The sequence below is a fragment of the Burkholderia stabilis genome (assembly GCF_001742165.1).
GTDB classification, from domain to species: Bacteria; Pseudomonadota; Gammaproteobacteria; order Burkholderiales; family Burkholderiaceae; genus Burkholderia; species Burkholderia stabilis.
The window spans coordinates 3,435,275-3,453,780 of the sequence record NZ_CP016442.1 but is presented as its reverse complement, the minus strand read 5'-3'; the positions used below and the strand labels follow the sequence as shown (position 1 = coordinate 3,453,780).

General features: G+C 67.6%; 19 protein-coding genes. 9 read left to right on the top strand and 10 right to left on the bottom strand.

Annotated features, from left to right (window positions below; genetic code table 11):
- Window positions 1-8 precede the first annotated feature (8 nt).
- On the bottom strand, window positions 9-1,559 hold the full coding sequence (gene murJ, locus BBJ41_RS16055; protein WP_069747223.1) for a murein biosynthesis integral membrane protein MurJ: 1,551 nt from the start codon (window positions 1,557-1,559) through the stop codon (window positions 9-11).
- A 304-nt stretch (window positions 1,560-1,863) separates the two neighbouring features.
- On the opposite strand from murJ, the gene rpsT reads away from it, so the two are divergent.
- Window positions 1,864-2,136 carry a 30S ribosomal protein S20 gene (rpsT, locus tag BBJ41_RS16050; RefSeq protein WP_047898858.1) on the top strand — a complete coding sequence of 91 codons (273 nt, stop codon included), beginning with the start codon at window positions 1,864-1,866 and terminating at the stop codon, window positions 2,134-2,136.
- Window positions 2,137-2,291: 155 nt separating this feature from the next.
- On the opposite strand, the gene BBJ41_RS16045 is transcribed toward rpsT, so the two are convergent.
- Entirely contained in the window at window positions 2,292-2,612 is a 321-nt protein-coding gene (locus BBJ41_RS16045) for a DUF3579 domain-containing protein (RefSeq protein WP_048245154.1), read from the bottom strand.
- A 412-nt stretch (window positions 2,613-3,024) separates the two neighbouring features.
- Here BBJ41_RS16045 and argF point away from each other — a divergent pair, with 412 nt between their 5' ends.
- Window positions 3,025-3,954, top strand: a complete 930-nt coding sequence (gene argF / locus BBJ41_RS16040) for an ornithine carbamoyltransferase (RefSeq protein ID WP_069747222.1) — start codon at window positions 3,025-3,027, stop codon at window positions 3,952-3,954.
- 93 nt (window positions 3,955-4,047) lie between these two features.
- Here the strand turns inward: argF and murB are convergent, their stop codons facing one another.
- The gene (murB, locus tag BBJ41_RS16035; protein ID WP_069747221.1) at window positions 4,048-5,091 is read right to left on the bottom strand and encodes a UDP-N-acetylmuramate dehydrogenase; all 1,044 of its coding nucleotides are present in this window, start codon (window positions 5,089-5,091) and stop codon (window positions 4,048-4,050) included.
- 143 nt (window positions 5,092-5,234) lie between these two features.
- On the opposite strand from murB, the gene BBJ41_RS16030 reads away from it, so the two are divergent.
- Entirely contained in the window at window positions 5,235-5,720 is a 486-nt protein-coding gene (locus tag BBJ41_RS16030; protein ID WP_006482217.1) for a YajQ family cyclic di-GMP-binding protein, read from the top strand.
- A gap of 75 nt (window positions 5,721-5,795) precedes the next feature.
- Here the strand turns inward: BBJ41_RS16030 and plsY are convergent, their stop codons facing one another.
- Both plsY and ybaK read right to left on the bottom strand, forming a co-directional pair.
- Window positions 5,796-6,434, bottom strand: coding sequence for a glycerol-3-phosphate 1-O-acyltransferase PlsY (plsY, locus tag BBJ41_RS16025; protein ID WP_069747220.1), 639 nt, complete (start codon window positions 6,432-6,434; stop codon window positions 5,796-5,798).
- A 108-nt stretch (window positions 6,435-6,542) separates the two neighbouring features.
- Window positions 6,543-7,034, bottom strand: coding sequence for a Cys-tRNA(Pro) deacylase (ybaK, locus tag BBJ41_RS16020; protein ID WP_048245167.1), 492 nt, complete (start codon window positions 7,032-7,034; stop codon window positions 6,543-6,545).
- 239 nt (window positions 7,035-7,273) lie between these two features.
- Between ybaK and BBJ41_RS16015 the strand changes: the two genes are divergently transcribed.
- Entirely contained in the window at window positions 7,274-8,836 is a 1,563-nt protein-coding gene (locus BBJ41_RS16015) for a class I adenylate-forming enzyme family protein (RefSeq protein ID WP_069747219.1), read from the top strand.
- 67 nt (window positions 8,837-8,903) lie between these two features.
- Here the strand turns inward: BBJ41_RS16015 and xerD are convergent, their stop codons facing one another.
- The 3 genes from xerD to queG form a co-directional block, all read right to left on the bottom strand.
- Window positions 8,904-9,851 (bottom strand): site-specific tyrosine recombinase XerD, encoded by a 948-nt coding sequence (gene xerD / locus BBJ41_RS16010; RefSeq protein WP_069747218.1) that lies wholly within the window; start codon window positions 9,849-9,851, stop codon window positions 8,904-8,906.
- A complete protein-coding gene (locus BBJ41_RS16005) occupies window positions 9,851-10,318 on the bottom strand; it encodes a methylated-DNA--[protein]-cysteine S-methyltransferase (RefSeq protein ID WP_034190552.1) in 468 nt (155 codons plus the stop codon). Before BBJ41_RS16005 ends, xerD begins: the two co-directional genes overlap by 1 nt.
- Before the next feature lie 64 nt (window positions 10,319-10,382).
- Window positions 10,383-11,618, bottom strand: a complete 1,236-nt coding sequence (gene queG / locus BBJ41_RS16000) for a tRNA epoxyqueuosine(34) reductase QueG (protein ID WP_069747217.1) — start codon at window positions 11,616-11,618, stop codon at window positions 10,383-10,385.
- A 17-nt stretch (window positions 11,619-11,635) separates the two neighbouring features.
- Between queG and tsaE the strand changes: the two genes are divergently transcribed.
- Together tsaE and BBJ41_RS15990 are read left to right on the top strand one after the other, a co-directional pair.
- Complete coding sequence (gene tsaE / locus BBJ41_RS15995; RefSeq protein ID WP_069747216.1) at window positions 11,636-12,187, top strand: tRNA (adenosine(37)-N6)-threonylcarbamoyltransferase complex ATPase subunit type 1 TsaE; 552 nt, start codon at window positions 11,636-11,638, stop codon at window positions 12,185-12,187.
- On the top strand, window positions 12,169-13,695 hold the full coding sequence (locus tag BBJ41_RS15990; protein WP_069747215.1) for an N-acetylmuramoyl-L-alanine amidase: 1,527 nt from the start codon (window positions 12,169-12,171) through the stop codon (window positions 13,693-13,695). The genes tsaE and BBJ41_RS15990 overlap by 19 nt, the downstream gene beginning before the upstream one ends.
- 45 nt (window positions 13,696-13,740) lie before the next feature.
- On the opposite strand, the gene BBJ41_RS15985 is transcribed toward BBJ41_RS15990, so the two are convergent.
- Window positions 13,741-14,619, bottom strand: coding sequence for an EamA family transporter (locus BBJ41_RS15985; protein WP_175972574.1), 879 nt, complete (start codon window positions 14,617-14,619; stop codon window positions 13,741-13,743).
- A gap of 259 nt (window positions 14,620-14,878) precedes the next feature.
- On the opposite strand from BBJ41_RS15985, the gene BBJ41_RS15980 reads away from it, so the two are divergent.
- Together BBJ41_RS15980 and trxA are read left to right on the top strand one after the other, a co-directional pair.
- Window positions 14,879-15,760 carry a pirin family protein gene (locus BBJ41_RS15980; protein ID WP_069747213.1) on the top strand — a complete coding sequence of 294 codons (882 nt, stop codon included), beginning with the start codon at window positions 14,879-14,881 and terminating at the stop codon, window positions 15,758-15,760.
- Window positions 15,761-15,812: 52 nt separating this feature from the next.
- Window positions 15,813-16,661 carry a thioredoxin gene (gene trxA, locus BBJ41_RS15975; RefSeq protein ID WP_069747212.1) on the top strand — a complete coding sequence of 283 codons (849 nt, stop codon included), beginning with the start codon at window positions 15,813-15,815 and terminating at the stop codon, window positions 16,659-16,661.
- Between the two features lie 99 nt (window positions 16,662-16,760).
- Here the strand turns inward: trxA and tcdA are convergent, their stop codons facing one another.
- Entirely contained in the window at window positions 16,761-17,618 is an 858-nt protein-coding gene (tcdA, locus tag BBJ41_RS15970; RefSeq protein WP_069747211.1) for a tRNA cyclic N6-threonylcarbamoyladenosine(37) synthase TcdA, read from the bottom strand.
- 128 nt (window positions 17,619-17,746) lie between these two features.
- On the opposite strand from tcdA, the gene pdxH reads away from it, so the two are divergent.
- Window positions 17,747-18,391 (top strand): pyridoxamine 5'-phosphate oxidase, encoded by a 645-nt coding sequence (pdxH, locus tag BBJ41_RS15965; RefSeq protein WP_069747210.1) that lies wholly within the window; start codon window positions 17,747-17,749, stop codon window positions 18,389-18,391.
- The last annotated feature ends 115 nt before the right edge of the window (window positions 18,392-18,506 follow it).

Here is an 18,506-nt window from a genome sequence, read left to right as displayed (position 1 = left end):
TGCGGTCGTCACTTGGCGCGCCTTCTGAAGTAAGCGTATTTGAAGCCCATCACCCACAACATACCGAAATATAGTGCAGCGAACAGCACGAGGCACGCACCCATCAACGCAATGCGGTCGAGCGGCTGCGCACGCATCCCGGTCCAGTCGAAGCTGATCGAGAACCAGTGCATCAGGCCCGCGAGCACGAGCGTCGCGCCGATCAGCTGCACGAAGAAGCGCAGCCAGCCCGGCGACGGCTGGTAAATGCCGCGCCGGCGCAGCCCGATGAACAGCAGCAGCGAGTTCAGGCACGCGCCGACGCCGATGCTCAGCGTGAGGCCCGCATGGCCGATCAGCGGTACGAACACGTAGTTCGAGATCTGCGTGACGATCAGCACGCCGATCGCGATCTTCACGGGCGTCTTGATGTCCTGCTTCGCATAGAAGCCCGGCGCGAGGATCTTGATCAGGATGATGCCGACGAGGCCGATCCCGTAGGTCGCGAGCGCACGCGCGACCATCGTGACGGTATGCGCGTCGAACTTGCCGTAGTTGAAGAGCGTCGCGGTGAGCGGCGTCGCGAAGAAGAACAGCGCGAGCGCGCTCGGCGCGGCAAGCAGGAACGTGACGCGCAGCCCCCAGTCGAGCAGCGCCGAATATTCTTGCGAATCGGCATCGACGTGCGCCTTCGACAGGCTCGGCAGCAGGATCGTGCCGAGCGCGACGCCGAGCAGCGCCGTCGGGAATTCCATCAGGCGGTCGGCGTAGTTGATCCACGACACGGCGCCCTGCCCGAGCCGCGACGCGATGTTGGTGTTGATGATCAGCGACAGTTGCGCGACCGACACCGCGAACGTCGCGGGCACCATTTTGGCGAGCACGCGCTTCACGCCCGGGTGCCGCAGCGCGCGCAGCGGATTGAGGCCGATCAGCGGCACCATGTCGATCTTCTTCAGGCCCGGCAGCTGCACGAGGAACTGCAGCACGCCGCCCACGATCACGGCCCACGCGAGCGCGAACACCGGCACCTTCAGGTGCGGCGCGACGAACACGGCCGCGGCGATGAACGCGACGTTGAGCAGCACCGGCGCGAACGCGGGCAGCGAGAAGCTCTTGTACGTGTTGAGCACGCCGGACGCGAGCGTCGTCAGCGAAATGAACACGATGTACGGGAACATGATCTGCGTCATCGTGACGGCGAGCGGGAACGCCTGCCCGTCGGTGTGCAGACCGGACGCGACCGCGAACACGACCCACGACGCGCCGGCGATCCCGAGGACCGACAGCACGGCAAGCGCCCACGCGAGCACGGTGGACATCGCATCGACGAGCGCCTTCGTCGCATCGTGCCCCTGCTGGTTCTTGAACTCGGCGAGGATCGGCACGAACGCCTGCGAGAACGCGCCTTCGGCGGACAGGCGGCGCAGCAGGTTCGGAATGCGGAACGCGACGTAGAACGCGTCGGTATATTGACTGGCACCGAACGCACGGGCGATCAGCGTCTCGCGGGCCAGTCCGGTCACGCGCGACAGCAGCGTGAAGCCGCTGACCGTCAGCAGGGCTCGGAATAGATTCATGGGGCGCTTATTATACGGACGTTGCGTGGCCCGGCCAGCGCCCGATGCCGAAAAGCACGCACGCCGCCGGCGCCCCGTCCGGCGGGCGTCACGTCGAACTTGCCACTCGCTTGATTTTGTTGCTATAATCGCCCGTTTCTGGGCTCGTACATGCACGGCAATTGCCGTTTTCATGTCCCGGCCTCGGTTAAAATCACCGTTTTTAATGCGCCCCTGGGCAATCGCTCTCAGGGGACGGATCGAAAAGCAGCGCTTGGCCGTCTAGGCTCCAAGCTCTGGAAACAGGACAGGATAAGGAACCGTCATGGCTAACTCCGCACAAGCACGCAAGCGCGCCCGCCAAGCCGCGAAGGCAAACTCGCACAACTCGGCGCTGCGCTCGAAATTCCGCACCGCGATCAAGTCGGTTCGCAAGGCTGTTGAAGCCGGCGACCACGCAAAGGCTGCCGATCTGTTCAAGGCTGCCGTGAAGACGATCGACACGATCGCCGACAAGAAGATCGTTCACAAGAACAAGGCCGCTCGCAGCAAGAGCCGCCTGGCCGCAGCCGTCAAGGGCCTGCAGGCAGCAGCGTAAATCCGGTGCGCCCGCTCACACGGGCGCTCCTGTTTCCTGCGATCGCAAAAAAGCCCGCCTAGGCGGGCTTTTTTGTTGCCTGTCGTCCGGCAATCGGGCCGGCAGGGCAGCCGGGACGGGCGCAGCAGGCGCCCTCGCCCGTCGGCATCACTTCGTCACTTCTTCGCGCTGTAGTCCGGCAGTTCGCACGCTTCGGTGACGACAAGGTTGTTGTCCTTCGCGAAATTCAGCACGAAATCGAAAGCCATCGGTTCGATGTCGCGCAGCCGCGAATCGAGGATCACGCATTTCAGGTCGCCGAGCATCGTCGGGCGCACGTACAGCGAATACTTGAGACGCGCATTCGGCCCGCTCGCCCCCGGCCCGAAGCAGGCCATCACACCGGCCAGACGTTCCGACCAGTCGCTCGGGCGAAACTTTTTCCCGTCTTTCGTGATGCCCTGGATGAAAAATTCGGTCGGAGGGGTTTCAGCCATGTGGTTACCCAAGTGACGGCCCGGCGATGCCCAGGCGACGGCGCCTGGATACGCGAACACAAAGCTGGAATGGACGGCGGCACAAGCATTTCGATATCCCGAAAACGGGGCGTCGATGCGCGCCGCCGGTGTGCTGCACCGGTTTGTGCAGCGCACGGCTTGTGTCCGGCAGAGCGCGAAGAGGCTTGCCTGCCGGGCTGGAGAAAACTTTTGGATTATACCGCAGCGCGCCATCCAGCGTCGCCTCGAAGGGCCGCTTCCCGCGCTGCCGGCCGCACGCAATGATCGCGTCCCGCTTCCGTCCGCGGCTCGTCAAAGCACAGAAAATCCTTTATGCTGCTTTGAGTTATCCACACCCGACGGCGGCGCCGTCCGGCCTCGCGGCCGGGTGCAACCCGCCGTATTTCGTTTCATGACCGCCAAAACCATTCGTCACTACCTGCAGTTCAAGGATTTCTCGCTGGAAGACTACGAGTACGTGCTCGAACGCACGGGTATCCTGAAACGCAAGTTCAAGAACTACGAGACCTATCACCCGCTGCACGACCGCACGCTCGCGATGATCTTCGAGAAGAGCTCGACGCGCACGCGGCTGTCGTTCGAGGCCGGCATCTTCCAGCTCGGCGGCCATGCCGTCTTCATGAGCACGCGCGACACGCAGCTCGGCCGCGGCGAGCCCGTCGAGGATTCCGCGCAGGTCATTTCGCGGATGGTCGACATCATCATGATCCGTACCTTCGAGCAGGAAGTGATCCAGCGCTTCGCGGAAAACTCCCGCGTGCCGGTGATCAACGGCCTGACGAACGAATACCACCCGTGCCAGGTGCTCGCCGACATCTTCACGTACTACGAGCACCGCGGCCCGATCGCCGGCAAGACCGTCGCATGGGTCGGCGACGCGAACAACATGCTCTATACGTGGATCGAAGCCGCGCAGATCCTCGGCTTCAAGCTGCGCCTGTCCACGCCGCCCGGCTACGCGCTCGACATGAAGCTCGTGTCGCCCGACAGCACGCCGTTCTACGAGGTGTTCGACGACCCGAACGAAGCATGCAAGGGCGCCGATCTCGTGACGACCGACGTGTGGACGAGCATGGGCTTCGAGGCCGAGAACGAGGTGCGCATGAAGGCGTTCGCCGACTGGTGCGTCGACGAGGAAATGATGGGGCACGCAAACCCGGACGCGCTCTTCATGCACTGCCTGCCCGCGCACCGCGGCGAGGAAGTGACGGCCGGCGTGATCGACGGCCCGCAGAGCGTCGTGTGGGACGAGGCGGAAAACCGCCTGCACGTGCAAAAGGCGCTGATGGAGTTTCTGCTGCTTGGCCGTCTCAAGCACTGACGCGCCGCCGGAATCCAGCCGCAGACGAAAAAAGAGCCGATCGACGATCGGCTCTTTTTGTTCGGGCGCGCGAAAAACGCTGCAGGACCTGCGTTACAGGCAGACTGGTTCGGCCTCGAGTTCAACGCCGAACTGCTCGCGCACGTCATGCTGGATCGCCCGCGCAAGCGCGAGCACGTCGGCCCCCGTCGCGCCGCCGCGGTTGACGAGCACGAGCGCCTGGCGGTCGTGCACGGCCGCCGCCCCCAGCGCGCGCCCCTTCCAGCCGCAGCGGTCGATCAGCCAGCCGGCCGCGAGCTTGACCTGCCCGTCCGGCTGCGGATACGACACGACGTCGGGCGCGCGAGCGCGCAGCGCGTCGAACTGCGCGGCATCGATAACCGGATTCTTGAAGAAACTACCCGCGTTGCCGACCACGAGCGGATCGGGCAGCTTCGCGCGGCGGATCGCGACGACCGCATCGAACACGTCGCGCGGCGTCGCCGCGTCGGGCGCGATGCCGCGCGCGTCGAGCTCACGCGTGACATCCGCATAGCCGAGCCGCGGCGCCCACTGCCTGGGCAGCCGGAACGTCACCGACACGATCGCGAACCGGCCACGCCCTTCCCGCTTGAAGAAACTGTCCCGATAACCGAACGCGCAGCGCGCGGCGTCGAAGCGCTCGCTGCGCCCCGTCGCCAGCTCGACCGCGACCAGCGAGTCGAAATACGCCTTCATCTCGAGGCCGTACGCGCCGATGTTCTGGATCGGCGCGGCGCCGACGGTGCCCGGGATCAGCGCGAGATTCTCGAGGCCCGGCATCCCGTGTTCGAGCGTCCACGCGACAAACGCATGCCAGTTCTCGCCGCCGCCGGCCTCGACGTACCACGCGTCGTCGTCCTCGCGCACGACGCGGCGGCCCGCGATCTCGTCGAGCAGCACGACACCGTCGAAATCGCGCGTGAACACGACATTGCTGCCGCCGCCGAGCACGAGCTGCGGCAGATTCGCGACGCGCGGGTCGCGATGCAGCGCCTCGAACTGCGACGCATGCGTGATGCGCGCGGCAAAGCGCGCGTTCGCGGCAATGCCGAACGTGTTGTGCGCGGCGAGCGGATGGTCGGGAAGCAGCGACAGGGCGGAATCGTCAGGAGGCATCGGCTTTCGCGGTCACGTCCGCCCGGTGCGGCGAATGGCCGGTCTTGGGCAAACGGAGGGGCATCGGTAAAATGGCAGACAGTCCGCAATTATAGCGAGTGCCCGCGCGCGAGCCGGGTGCCCGCATCTCAAGGGAGAATGCCATGCCATCGTTCGACGTCGTTTCCGAAGCGAACATGATCGAAGTGAAGAACGCCATCGAGCAGTCGAACAAGGAAATTTCGACGCGCTTCGACTTCAAGGGCTCCGACGCGCGCGTCGAGCAGAAGGAACGCGAGCTGACGCTGTTCGCCGACGACGATTTCAAGCTCGGCCAGGTCAAGGACGTGCTGATCGGCAAGCTGGCCAAGCGCAACGTCGACGTGCGCTTCCTCGACTACGGCAAGGTCGAGAAGATCGGCGGCGACAAGGTCAAGCAGATCGTCACCGTGAAGAAAGGCGTGACGGGTGATCTCGCGAAGAAGATCGTGCGGCTCGTGAAGGACAGCAAGATCAAGGTGCAGGCGAGCATCCAGGGCGACGCGGTGCGCATCTCGGGCACCAAGCGCGACGACCTGCAGAGCACGATCGCGATGCTGCGCAAGGACGTGACCGACACGCCGCTCGATTTCAACAACTTCCGCGACTGATCGGCCACCGATCCATCGCGTCATGACGCCGGGCCCCGCATACGCGGCGCGCCCGGCACGCGGCGCACCGCCGCGTCAGGCTTTCCCGCCGTCCTGCGCGCTGCTGTCCGCGGCCGCCTTCTTCTTGTCGCCGATCCGGCTTTCCTGCCCCGCGAGCAGCTTCGAAATGTTGCTGCGGTGACGCCACACGAGCAGCACGCTCATCGCGAGCACGGCCCACGCGACCGGGTTATGGCCCGTGCCGAACAGGAACACGTCGAACACCGGTGCGAACACGGCCGCCACCAGCGCCGCGAGCGACGAATAGCGGAAGAAGAACGCGACGATCAGCCAGGTCAGCGCGGTCGCGAGCCCGAGCACCGGGTGCACGGCGAGCAGCACGCCGGCCGCGGTCGCCACGCCCTTGCCACCCTGGAAGCGGAAGAACACCGGATACAGGTGGCCGATGAACACGGCGATCGCGACCCACGCGACCGCGACATCGGGCAGGCCGAAGCGCCGCGCGAGCCAGACGGCAATCCAGCCCTTGAACGCATCGCCGACGAGCGTCAGGATCGCGGCCTTCTTGTTGCCGCTGCGCAGCACGTTGGTCGCGCCGGGATTCTTCGACCCGTACGAGCGGGGGTCGGCCAGGCCCATCGCGGCGCTGACGACGACGGCGAACGACACCGAACCGATCAGGTAGGCAACGAGGGCGGCGAGCAGGATCTGCATGCGGAGGACTCTTCTTTCAACGTATCGGTAAAGGGACGGCTATGCGCGGCAAGCCGAAACGGCGCCCATTCTACCGAACGAGTGCGGCCTGCCACGAAGGTGAAACCCTCAGTCGACGCTCGCGCACTGCACGGGCTGCGCGCCGAGCAGCGACGTGAGCACCGCCGGCTCGAGGCTGACGAGGTAGCCGCGCCGCCCGCCGTTCAGGTAGATCGTCGGTAATTCGAGGATCGTCGCCTCGACGTAGACGGGCATCGTCTTGCGCGTGCCGAACGGCGACGTGCCGCCGACGAGATAGCCCGAATGGCGGTTCGCAACGTCGGGCTTGCACGGCTCGACGCGCTTCGCGCCGATCTGCCGCGCGAGGTTCTTCGTCGACACGGTGCGGTCGCCGTGCATCAGCACGATCAGCGGCTTCGCATGCTCGTCTTCCATCACGAGCGTCTTCACGACGCTGTGCTCGTCGACGCCGAGCTGGCGCGCCGACTCGCCGGTGCCGCCATGCTCGACGTATTCGTACGGATGCTCGCCGAACGCAACGCCGTGGCGGCGCAACAGCTGAGTCGCGGGAGTTTCGGACACGTGTCTGGATTTGCTCATGGCGGCATTTTAATGGTGAACGACCGGCAGGCGCGCAATGGCGCGCCCGCGCCGGCGGTATACTCGCGGCCCGTTTTCGGCCGGGCAGCCTGCGGCGGCGCCGCAACGATTCCGATCATCATCATTGCGGACATCGCGAAGCGCTATTGCCCGAATGGCCGATTGTGGCGTGCGCGCCGTCATGGCACGATCGTTCGCAAACATCGTCACGCGGCCCCCGCCCCTTTTCTGGAGACGCCATGCTCTCGCCCATCCGTTCCTCCGAGTCGCTCGACGTCGATGCGCTGCTCGCCGCGCTGCCCGGCCGCATCGCCGACGTCCCCGCGCGCTGGGCCGCGCAGTCGCCCGCGCACCCGGCACTGATCGAGGACGCGCGCCGACTGTCGTACGGCGACCTGGCCCAGGCCGTCGATGCGGCGGCCGCGATGCTTGCCAGCCTCGGCGTGCAAGGCGGCGACCGCGTGATGATCGTCGCGGAAAACTGCGTCGCGCAGATCGTGCTGCTGTTCGCGGCCGCCCGCGTCGAGGCGTGGGCACTCGTGTCGAACGCGCGGCTGTCGGCCGGCGAACTCGACGCGATCGCCGCGCACGCGCGCCCGAAGCTGATCGCGTTCACGACGGACGCGTCGCCCGACGCGCGCGCGCATGCCGCCCGATACGATGCAACGCCGGCCGGCGCGCTGCCGGTCGACATCGGCGCGTGGTCGTATCGCGTCGACGCGAGCGCGCCGGGCGAACCGGTGGCCGCCGACGGCGCCGCGCAATGCGCGGCGCTGATCTACACGACCGGCACCACGGGCGCGCCGAAAGGCGTGATGCTGTCGCACCGCAACCTGCTGTTCATCGCGGCGACGTCCAGCACGCTGCGCCGCGTGTCGCCCGACGACGTCGTCTACACGGTATTGCCGGTGTCGCACGTGTACGGGCTCGCGTCGGTGTGCCTCGGCAGCCTGTACGCGGGGGCGACGCTGCGGCTCGCACCGCGCTTTGCGCCGGAAGCCGTGCGCGTCGCGCTCGCCGACGAAGGCGTCACGATCTTCCAGGGCGTGCCCGCGATGCACGCGAAGCTGCTCGAACACCTGCACACGCACGGCCACGCGTGGCGCGCGCCGCGCCTGCGCTTCGCGTACTCGGGCGGCTCGCCGCTCGACGCGAACCTGAAGGCGCGCGTCGAGCACACGTACGGCGTGCCGCTGCACAACGGCTACGGGATGACCGAAAGCAGCCCGACAATCACGCAGACACCGCTCGACGCGCCGCGCGCCGACAGCTCGGTCGGCGTGCCTATTCCGGGCGTCGACGTGCGAATCGTCGCGCCGGACGGCACCGACGTGTCTCAAGGCGAAGTCGGCGAAATCCGCGTGCGCGGACCGAACGTGATGCTCGGTTACTACCGCAACGCGGAAGCGACGCGCGCGGCCGTGTCGCCGGACGGCTGGCTGAGCACCGGCGATCTCGCGCGGCAGGAAGCGGACGGCGCAGTGACGATCGCGGGCCGCAGCAAGGAACTGATCATCCGGTCGGGCTTCAACGTGTATCCGGTCGAAGTCGAGCAGGTGCTGAACGCACATCCGGACGTCGTGCAGGCGGCCGTCATCGGCCGCGCGGTCGAAGGCAACGAGGAAGTGCTCGCGTTCGTCGAGCTGGTGCCCGGCGCGGCGGCAGACGAAACCGCGTTGAACGCCTGGTGCGCGGAACGGCTCGCGCCTTACAAACGTCCTGCGCGCATCCGCGTGCTCGATGCACTGCCGGCCGCATCGACGGGCAAGGTGCTGAAGCACAAGCTGCGCGAGCTGGCCTGACACCCGTCACCGCCGGAAGCCGCACGCGCATCAGCCGATGCGCGCGCCGGGGCAGCACCGCCCCGCGCTAGCCGCGCGGGTGGTGTTGCGCGTGCAGCGTCTTCAGCCGCTCGCGCGCGACGTGCGTGTAGATCTGCGTGGTCGAGATGTCACTGTGGCCGAGCAGCATCTGCACGACGCGCAAGTCCGCGCCGTGATTCAGCAGGTGTGTCGCGAACGCGTGCCGCAGCGTGTGCGGCGACAGGTGCGCGCGCACGTCGGCCTGCTGCGCGTGGCGCTTGATGATGTTCCAGAACTGCTGGCGCGTCATCCCGTCGCCGCGCGCGGTCACGAACAGCGCGTCGGCCGCGCGCGCGCCGAGCAGCGCCGGCCGCGCGTCGCGCAGATAGCGCTCGATCCAGTCGTGCGCGACTTCGCCGAACGGCACGAGCCGCTCCTTCGAGCCTTTGCCCATCACGCGCACGACGCCCTCGTTGAGCCCGACCTCGACGGTCTTCAGCGTCACGAGCTCGCTCACGCGCAACCCGCTCGCATACATCAGCTCGAGCATCGTGCGATCGCGCAAGCCGAGCGGCGTCGCGATGTCGGGCGCGCCGAGCAGCGCCTCGACCTGCGCCTCCGACAGCGTCGACGGGAACCGCGCCGCCTGTTTCGCGGACGTGATCCGCAGCGTCGGGTCGGCGCTCGCGCGATGCTCGCGCACGGCCCAGCCGTAATAGCGACGGAACACCGACAGCCGCCGGTTCGACGACGTCGCCTTGCCGTCGCTGCGCGCGGCGATATAGCCCGTCACCAGCGCTTCGTCGGCGGAATCGAGCGGCGCGTCGTGCGTCGCGGCCAGCCATTGGGAAAACAGCACCAGATCGCGCCGGTAGGCGTCGAGCGTGTTGCGCGCGAGCCCGTGTTCGAGCCACAGCGCATCGCAGAACACGTCGATCGATGCGCGGCTCGCGAGCAGCGCGGGCGATGCCGCGGCTGCGTCGTCGGTTTCAGGGGAAATCAGCGGTTCGCTCATCAGTACGGCACGCCCTCGTGCGCCAGCAGCCAGCGCTTCACTTTCTGGTAATACCCGTTGTCGTCGTGGTTCGCGAAGCCGCCGAGGCCGCCCGCCGCGACGACGCGATGGCACGGAATCACGAGCGGGAAGTAGTTCGCGCCACACGCCTGGCCGACCGCGCGCGGCGCGCTGCCGATCCGCTTCGCGACCTGCCCGTAGGTCAGCACGGTGCCCGGCGGGATATCGCTGATCACGTCCCACACGCGGTGCTGGAATGCGCTGCCGACTTCGGCGAGCGGCAGGTCGAAGCGCGCCGACGCACGCTCGAAATAACGTTCGATCTGCTTGACTGCGCGCTTCGCGAGCGGCGAATCCGGATCGACCGACTTCACCGACTCGGGCAGATAGACGATCTCGCGCACCACGGCGGCGTCCGTGCGGATGCCGACCTTGCCGAACGGCGCGTCGATGACTGCATTGAACATGGCCCTCTCCTGACCGATGAAAGCGAGCGGTACCGCCGCGCGCCGACGACACTTTACGCCGCCTTCACGCGGCGCGCAGCGCCCATTCGACATGCTCGCGCACGACCGGCGACGGATCGTCGGCCCGCGCGCGCAACGCGGCGACGATCGCCTCGCGCGCCTGCGGCGACAGCCGCTCCGTGCTCGCGCGCAGCGCATTGCCGAGCCCGACCGCGAGATTACGCAGCCAGCTTTCGTAGCCGATGCGCCGGATCGCGCTGCCCTGCATCCGCGTATCGAACGCGTCGGCGTCCCACGCGAACAGCTCGACGAGCGTCGCGCGGTCGAGGCCGTGCCGCACGTCGAAATCGGCGACGGGCGCGGCCTGCGCGAACTTGTTCCACGGGCACACGAGCTGGCAGTCGTCGCAACCGTACACGCGATTGCCGATCATCGGCCGCAGCGGCTCGGGGATGCTGCCTTTCAGTTCGATCGTCAGGTACGAGATGCAGCGGCGCGCATCGACGCGGTACGGCTCGACGATCGCGCCGGTCGGGCACGCGTCGATGCAGCGCGTGCAGCTGCCGCAGTGTGCGCCGGGCGTCTCGGGCGCGGTATCGGGCGACGTGTGCGCGTCGGTCGGCAACGGAATGTCGACGTAGATCTCGCCGAGGAAGAACAACGAGCCGGCATCGCGTTGCAGCAGCAGCGTGTGCTTGCCGCGCCAGCCGACACCGGCCTTCTGCGCGAGCTCGACCTCGAGCACGGGCGCCGAATCGGTGAACACGCGGTAGCCGAACGCGCCGATCTCGAGCTCGATGCGCTCCGCGAGCGTCTGCAGCCGGTTGCGCAGCACCTTGTGATAGTCGCGGCCACGCGCATAGATCGACACGACGGCGGCCTGCGGATCGTCGAGCCGCGCCCGTTCGCGCGCACGCCAGTCGTGCAGCGCGAGCGCGCCCGGCTCGCCGTCGGGCGCGCTGGGGGCAAGCGTTTCGGCCGGCAGATAGGCGAGCCGCACGGAAATCACGCGTCGCGTACCGGCCACAAGTTCGGCCGGCCGCGCGCGTTTCATCCCATGTTTCGCCATATAATCCATTTCGCCGTGGTAACCGGCTTCCAGCCAGGCGGCGAGGCCTGCTTCGGCATCCGAGAGATCGGTGTCGCTGATGCCGATCGCCCCGAAACCCAATTCGCGCCCCCACGCCCTGATGCGAGCGGCGAGCGCAGTCAAGGCCGCATCATCGAGCGCGCACGGCGCCGCGCCTTCGGCATGAGTCGAAGGCCTGTCGGATGCGGCGAGTTCCGGTAATCGGTTCATCGCACTATTTTACGAGAATGCCAGCCACGTCCCATACGCCTCATGCCGCCACGCTGCCTGCCCCGCTCGCGGAGCGCGTGATCGCACTCGCCGACGAAGCGGCGACCGAGGCCTTCGGCACCCGCTTCGCACACGCGCTCGATGCGGCGCGCGTCGATCTCGTCCGCGCGCACGCGTTCGACGGGCTGCAGATCCAGCTGGTCGGCGATCTCGGCGCGGGCAAGACGTCCCTCGTGCGCGCGATCCTGCGCGGCCTCGGCCACCCGGGGCGCGTGCGCAGCCCGACCTACACGCTGGTCGAGCCGTACGCGCTCGAACGCGACGATGGGGAACTCGAGGTCTATCACTTCGATCTGTATCGATTCAACGATCCGGCCGAATGGTCCGATGCAGGCTTTCGCGAATATTTCAATTCCAGCGCGATCTGCCTCGTCGAATGGCCGCAACAGGCGGGCGCCCTGCTCGGCGTGCCCGATCTGGTTTTCTCGCTCGACGTGGATGGCGACGGCCGCGCCCTCACCGTCCGGGCGTACAGCGCTTCAGGAAAGGCATGTCTCGAAAGATGTTGATCAAACCGTTCCGCTCGATCGAATCGGCGGCCACCGCGACGCACAACTGGCGCCGCCGCCAGATCCTGCGCGCCGGCGCGTCGACGCTGGTGCTCGGTCTCGTCGCCCCGCGGCTCGCGCACGCATCGTCGGTGCTCGGCGTGCGCGTGTGGCCCGCGCGCGATTACACGCGCGTCACGATCGAATCCGACCAGCCGCTGCAGAATAGCCAACAGCTGCTGCAGGGTCCCGACCGTCTCGTCGTCGATCTGAGCGGCCTCGATCTCGACCAGGCGCTGCGCGACCTCGTGTCGAAGATCGCGCCGAACGATCCGCAGATCCAGTCGGTGCGCGTCGGCCAGTACCAGCCGCACGTCGTGCGGATGGTGTTCGACCTGAAAGGCTCGGTGAAGCCGCAGGTGTTCACGCTGCCGCCGGTCGGCACCTACAAGTACCGGCTCGTGTTCGACCTGTACCCGGCCGTCGCGCCCGATCCGCTGTCCGACCTGATCGCACAGACGGAACGCAAGGAACAGGCGCTCAACGACACCGCGCGCGCGCAGCAGATGCAGCCGCCGTCCACGCTGGCCGGCCCGGGCACGCCGCCGCCCGGCTCGGGCGACAACAGCGATGCGTTCTTCCAGCGTTTCGCGCAGAACACGCCGGCCACGCCGCATACGCCGCCCGCCGCGGCCACGCCGTCGACGCCCGCGAAGCCGGCCGTCAAGCCGCCGCCCGTCATCGCGCGCCGCGACGACAGCGACGACGACGGCGACACCTACAAGTTCACCGCGCCGAAATCCGGCAAGGGCGGCACCGTGCGCCTGCTGACGGTCGCGATCGATCCGGGCCACGGCGGCGAGGATCCAGGCGCGATCGGCGGCGGCGGCACGTACGAGAAGCACATCGCGCTCGACATCGCGAAGAAGCTGCGCGCGAAGATCGACGGCGCGCCGAACATGCGCGCGATGATGACGCGCGACGCCGACTTCTTCGTGCCGCTGAACGTGCGCGTGCAGAAGGCGCGCCGCGTGGGCGCCGATCTGTTCGTGTCGATCCACGCGGATGCGTTCACGACGCCGTCCGCGCGCGGCTCGTCGGTGTTCGCGCTGTCCGACCACGGCGCGACGAGCGCCGCGGCGCGCTGGATGGCGAACAAGGAAAACTCGTCCGACCTGATCGGCGGCATCAACATCAAGACGGCGGATGCGGCCGTGAACCGCGCGCTGTTCGACATGTCGACGACCGCGCAGATCCGCGATTCGCTGCGCTACGGCAACTACGTGCTGAAGGAAGTCGGCGGCATCAACAAACTGCACAAGGGCTCGGTCGAGCAGGCCGGGTTCGCGGTGCTGAAGGCGCCCGACATTCCGTCGATCCTCGTCGAGACCGCGTTCATCAGCAACCCGGACGAAGAGCGCCGGCTCAACGACGACAGCTATCGCGACGAGATGGCCGACGCGATCTTCCGCGGCATCAAGCGTTATTTCGCCGCGAACCCGCCGCTCGCGAAGAACCGGATGGCCTGACGGCCGCTTCTCCCCCGCCGCCGGCACGCAGCGCGTGCCGGCGCGTCACGACGCCGCGAAGCGGCGCATCAGTTTCCCGCCGAACACGTTCACCGCGAGCCCGCCCATCACGAGCGCCGTGCCGATCAGTTGCGTGCGCGTCAGGTGTTCGTCGAGCAGCAGCGCCGACGACGCGAGCCCGACGATCGGCACCAACAGCGAGAACTGCGCGACCTGCGCGGCCGGATAGCGCGACAGCAGGCGGCTCCACAACCCGTAGCCGAGCAGCGTCGCGACGAACGCGAGATAGACGACCGCGAAGATCGATGCGCCGTTGAGCCCGGAGAGCGCGGTCGCGATCCGCTGCGGCCCTTCGAACCACAGCGACAGCAGGAAGAACGGCACGGGCGGCACGAGGCTCGCCCACACGACGAGCGACACGAGGTTCGCACGGCCGACCTTCTTCGTGACGATGTTGCCGAACGCCCACATCGCGGCCGAGCAGATCGTCAGCAGGAAGCCCGCGAGCGTCATCGCGCGGCCGCCTTGCGCGGCGATCACGACGAGCCCGCCCGCGGCGATCGCGAGCCCGATCAGGTTCTGCACGCGCAGCCGCTCGCCGAGGAACAGCATCGCGAACACCAGCGTGAAGAACGCCTGCGACTGCAGCACGAGCGACGCGAGACCGGCCGGCATGCCGACGTACATACCGGTGAACAGGAACACGAACTGGCCGAGCTGGATGGTCGCGCCGTACAGCACCAGCAGGCGCCACGAAATCTGCGGGCGACGCACGAAGAACACGGCGGGCACCGCCGCGAGCGTGAAGCGCAGCGCGCCGAGCAGCATCGGCGGCATGCCGTGCAGGCCGACCTTGATCACGACGAAGTTCACGCCCCACGCCAGGATCACGACCAACGCGAGCAGCAAGTCCTTCGGGGCCATCATCTGCGTCTCCTCGATTGTCTAATCGTTGTGCAAAGTGCCCCCGGCCCGGTCGCGTCGCGCCAGCCCCCTTTCGAGCGGGCATCCCGCAAGGGGACGTCCTTCGGGGCGGAAAACCCGGGACGACCCGGCGTTTTCCTGGGAAGCCGGTCAGTCTACCGGGTTTCACCACGCCGCCCGATACCCGCGCGGCGCGCATGGAATCGCCGGCGGGCGGCTATACAATGACCGGCATCCCCGCCGCCCCACAGGAACCGCCATGAACGATCCGATCAAAGCCCTGCTGAAGCCGCACGTGCGCGACATCGGCAACCTGCAGGTGCGCCGCACGCTGCCCGCGCTCGCCGCGCGCCTCGTCGGCCCGTTCATCTTCTTCGATCACATGGGGCCCGCCACGCTGCCGGCCGGCACCGGGCTCGACGTGCGCCCGCATCCGCATATCGGCCTCGCTACCGTCACCTACCTGTTCGACGGCGCGATCCTGCACCGCGACAGCCTCGGCTCGCTGCAGGAAATCGTGCCGGGCGACGTGAACTGGATGACGGCCGGCCGCGGGATCGTCCATTCCGAGCGCACGCCCGACGCACAGCGCGCAAACGGCCACACCGTGCACGGCATCCAGACCTGGGTTGCGCTGCCGCGCGCGCACGAAACCACCGAGCCGTCGTTCGAGCACCATGCGGCCGATACGCTGCCCAAGCGCAACGAAGACGGCGTGTCGCTGACGGTGATCGCCGGCGATGCGTTCAGGCTGCGCTCGCCGGTCACGACGTTCTCGCGCACGCTGTACGTCGCGGCCGAATTCGCGGCCGGCGGCCGCATCGAACTCGACGCGTCGCACGAGGAGCGTGCGGTCTACGTGGTCGACGGCGATCTCGCGATCGACGGCACGCCGGTCCCGGCCGAACAGATGGCCGTGCTCGCGCCGGGCGCGACGGTCACGCTGACGAGCACCGACGGCGCGCGCGCGATGCTGCTCGGCGGCGACAAGATCGACGGCGAGCGCTTCATCGAATGGAATTTCGTCGCGAGCAGCCGCGACGCGATCGCGCGCGCGAAGGAAGCCTGGACGCGCCAGGAAATGGGCAAGGTGCCGGGCGAGACCGAGTGGATTCCGCTGCCCGAAGCGAAGCCGCGTTGAAAAACGGGCGCGCCGCCCCCATCCTGACGACATTCGAACGAAAGAGAACGACATGGACACCACGCTTGCCACATTCGAGAAAGACGTCATCGAGGCGTCGCTGGACACGCCCGTGCTGGTCGACTTCTGGGCCCCGTGGTGCGGCCCCTGCAAGACGCTCGGCCCGCTGCTGGAAAAGCTCGAAGGCGACTACGAAGGCCGCTGGAAGCTCGTGAAGGTCAACGTCGACGAGAACCAGGAACTCGCCGCGCACTTCCAGACGCGCAGCATCCCGCACGTGATCGCGTTCGCCGATGGCCGCCCCGTCGACCAGTTCGTCGGCGTGCTGCCCGAAGGCCAGTTGCGCGCGTTCCTCGACCGGTTGCTGCCAGCGCCCGAGGAAGCCGAACGCCGCGCCGCACAGTACGCGATGGCCGAATCGCGCTTCGACGACGCGCTCACGCACCTCGAAGCGGCGCTCGCGCTGAACCCGGGCTTCGACGACGCACGGCTCGACCTGATCGAACTGCTGCTCGCGAACAACCAGGTCGACGCTGCGCAGGCCGAGACCGAGCGGCTGTCGCCGCAGACGGTGCAAGGCGGCGACCCGCGCTACCAGGCGATCAAGACCCGTTTCGACGCGCTCGAGGCAACAGCCGACCTGCCGCCGACCGACGCGCTCGAAGCCCGCATCGCGGCGAACCCGGGCGACCTCGACGCGCGCTTCGACCTCGCGCAGAGCCTGATCGCGCGGCGTGCGTATGAAGGTGCGCTGGAACAGTTGCTGGAAATCGTGACGCGCGATCGCACGTACGGCGACGATCTCGGCCGCCGCACGATGATCTCGGTGTTCGAGCTGGCGGGCGACCGCCCCGACCTCGTCGCCGGATGGCGACGCAAGCTGAGCATGGCGCTCAACTGACGTGCTTCACGCCGGGCCGCAACGGCCCGGCCTGATCGTCGTAGCGCAAGCGGCGCGCGTCCCGCGCCGCAGCATCGATCGATGCCGGCGCTGCGCGGATCAGTCGGCGGCCTGCGCCGCGATCGCGCGCAGCACGTGCGCGGCGGCCGCGAAGCCGAAGCTCGCGGTCACGCACACGCTCGAACCGAATCCTGCGCAATTGAGCCCCGCGACATGCGCGGCCGTGGACGGCTCGGCGCCGTCCTCGATATCGCAGGCGGCCGCTTCCGGATAGATCAGCGGCTCGTCCGAATACACGGCGCTGACCTTGAAACGCGCCTTCGGCCCGCGCGGAAAACCATGCTGCTTGCGCAGCTGCGCGCGCACCTTCGACAGCAGCGGGTCCTGGATCGTCAATGCGAGATCGTCGATGCGGATGCGCGTCGGGTCGAGCTGCCCGCCCGCGCCGCCGACCGTGATCAGCGGCTGCCGCTTCTCGACGCACCATGCGATCAGCGCGACTTTCGTGCGCACGCTGTCGATCGCGTCGATCACGTAGTCGAAGCCGCCGCCAAGCAACGCATCGAAGTTGTCGGGCTCTGCGAAATCCTCGATCCGGTTCACGCGGCACGCGGGATCGATCAGCGCGATCCGCTCGGCCATCGCGTCGACCTTCGGCTTGCCGTAATTGCCGTCCAGCGCATGGATCTGCCGGTTCGTATTACTTTCGGCGACGTTGTCGAGATCGACCAGCGTCAGCGAGCCGATCGCGCTACGCGCGAGCGCCTCGGCCACCCACGACCCCACACCGCCGATGCCGATCACCGCGACATGCGCGCGCTCGAAAGCGGCCAGCGCCGGCGCGCCGTACAGCCGCGCGATGCCGCCGAAACGCCGCTCTCGATCCACGTCAAGCTGGATTGTCGGGCTCGGGGTAAGATCAGAAGAACTGGGCGGGGCAGTATCGGCGGCAGACATGGCAGCAAGGAAAACGTAAGTCGAGCAGCCCTCTATTTTGCCTGAACTCCCCGCTCGCACGCGCCACTGTGCACGCACGATTCTCGCGCGTTCGCTATACTGGCCCCAGATTGAAGCGTTTGCATAACATGACGACTCTCGCCGATCTCCGCATCAATTATTCACGTGCTTCGCTCGACGAAGCCGATGCCGCCCACGACCCCTTCGCCCAGTTCGACCGCTGGTTCAAGGAGGCGCTCGCCGCCAAACTGCCCGAGCCGAACACGATGACGCTCGCGACCGTCGGCGACGACGGCCGGCCGTCGGCCCGGATCGTACTCATCAAGGGCGTCGACGAACGCGGGTTCGTCTTCTTCACCAATTACGAAAGCCGCAAGGGGCGCGATCTCGCTGCCCATCCGCACGCGGCGCTGCTGTTCTACTGGATCGAGCTCGAGCGCCAGGTGCGCATCGAAGGCCGGATCGAGAAAACCAGTGCCGAAGAAAGCGACCGCTATTTCGCGTCGCGCCCGCTCGGCTCGCGCATCGGCGCATGGGCGTCGGAGCAGAGCGCCGTGATCGACAGCCGCGCGACGCTCGAAGCGCGCGAAAAGGCCGTCAGCGAACGTTACGGCGACACGCCGCCGCGCCCGCCGCACTGGGGTGGCTACCGCCTCGTGCCCGACGCGATCGAGTTCTGGCAGGGGCGCCCGTCGCGGCTGCACGACCGTCTGCTCTATACGCGCGACGCCAACGCGGCGCCGGGCTGGACGATCTCGCGCCTGTCGCCGTAAGCGCGGCGCCGGCGCTCGCCGGTCGTGTCTCGTGTTGCATCCGGGCGCCCGCCTCGCAAGCGGCGGGCGCCGGTCAAGATACTTGGCTGTATTCGATTCAACGAACAAACGGAGA